Source organism: Endozoicomonas sp. SESOKO3 (genome assembly GCF_024606255.1).
Window position 1 is genome coordinate 1 of sequence record NZ_JAHHPR010000024.1, and the last position, 1,934, is coordinate 1,934.

1 protein-coding gene is annotated in these 1,934 nt (G+C 49.0%); it reads right to left on the bottom strand.

The window, feature by feature from the left end; translation table 11 throughout:
- The coding region (locus KDK18_RS00335) for a transglutaminase-like domain-containing protein (RefSeq protein ID WP_257252380.1) at positions 1 to 1,914 on the bottom strand (1,914 nt) is incomplete at its 3' end.
- Positions 1,915 to 1,934 lie beyond the last annotated feature (20 nt).

Consider the following 1,934-nt stretch of genomic DNA (forward strand, 5'->3'; position numbering starts at 1 on the left):
CCGACATGGAATGCCAAAATAACGACAAAAAGCAATAAAAACAGGCACACGATGACGACAGCTCCCTTGTCGCTGTGTTACCAGGAATTCAAAGAAATTTTGTGTGCGCTTTGGTCTAGCATCACCGGAAAAATGATGGCAATAGTCCTTGATCGCCTCAATGCGTTGCGTCGTGTTTTTAGCGTTTTGTATTGTCCGCAAAGGCTCCCGTACTTTCTGTGGTTGTTCGTTAATGTTGGTAAACACTTCCTTCAGTACTGTTTCCATGCCTTCGCAACAGCGGGCGTCAAAACCTGTTGATTGTGCTTGCCGGGCTCTTCCGGTACGTGTTTTTTTGCCCGGTTCCCGTTGTTCTACGACATAAGCAAAGCGAATACTCTGGTGGGGTTTGGCCCCCGGAACAGACAGTGTGTGAATTCCGGTATATCGATCTCTTAACAGGATAAATGGCAAATCGGGTTCTATACGCAGGGCCACGATATAGTCGTTAACCGTCAGGCTGGGCAATGCATATTGACCATCGTTCGATGTCCAGTCAAAGGTTGCCAGCGTTTGGTCACTGGTTAATGTCACGTCCTGATCATGCCCTGGTAACCGATCAGGTATGAGGAATTCGGCCCCCTGCATGTACTTATTGCTAATATCGATCTCTTTGATATAACCCTCAGCAGACACATAAACATCCTCTGCCCACCAACGGTAAATCCCGGGGAAATGGTCCTGCTTGTCGAAAACTATATAATCGTCAAGTTGCTGCGTCTCCTGGTTCTCATAGTCTGTTATCTGGTCCAATGCCGGAACTATTTGTCCGACATTTTCTGGAATGTATTTTTGAGGAACGTTATCACTGCCAATGGTCAACGCTTCGGTCACGGGTTGTGGCTCATGATTCGTTCTCTGATCCAACGCCGGAGCCTGTTTCTCGTGAGCTTGTGGCAGGTGTTGTTCAGCAGCGTTGTCACCGTTAACAGCTAACGCTTCATCAATATAATCGTCAACCCAATGGTTCGGCAGTGCACTTATCTGATGCCAGAACGCAGGCCACAATCGAACTGCCTTGGAGTTCCAGTCACTTATCCGCCGATCAGCCTCCAGAAGATAAGGTCGGTTAGCTGATAAATTCAGCGTTAGTCCCTGTTCTATCGTGAGGGGAAATACGCTATCAACGCCCACGCCCGTCTGGCCAAAATTATGATCAAACCAGCGTTGCTGCCAGTGTCGGTACAATGCCTGGGTGAGAATATCATCCGAGTGATTCGGCTTCAGGGAAAGACCGGATGCCCGCCACCGGGTTTGAGCTACCCTCTTGGTAATTTCCGTTTTGGCTTCCTCTTCACCCTGTTCAGTCTTAACACGAATTTCATGGCATTTTTCATCGATACTGTTGAAATCACTGCGGCGTATCAACCATGGACGATCAATGCCCGATACCGTTTGGTTGAACCATTCGCAAAGTTCAGAATCAAACGCACTCTTACTCACGGCAACAGTCGCTGGCTCAGGCAGTTCCTCCAGTGATATTTTGGCGGCCATAAGGTAAAGCCGGTAGTGTTGATTGAGGCATTGATAAAGTCCGTTTTCGCTAAAATCGCCTCCCCGGATGACGGCTCTGGCCACATTCTGTAAATCAAGGCTGGTCGGCTGCAACGGTATTTTGTTCAGTTGCAGGTAAGCCCTTAAACGACAATGTTGCTCAGTCAGTTGTACAGCGATGATTTTTCCCTGCAGGGTCTCTGGCAACACTTTCTCAGCAACAGTCATTAGTTCTGCCGGGTTGTACTGGCGGATGGGTAAATGCCGGAAACGACCTTTCAGCGCCGGTGATAATGGTTTTCGCCCGCTGTACTCGGGTGGGTTAATGGTGGCAAACAGATGGAACCCCGGATGGGCGTCACCGGCCAGAATATCGTTCAACTCACCTTCCAGGTGCTGGC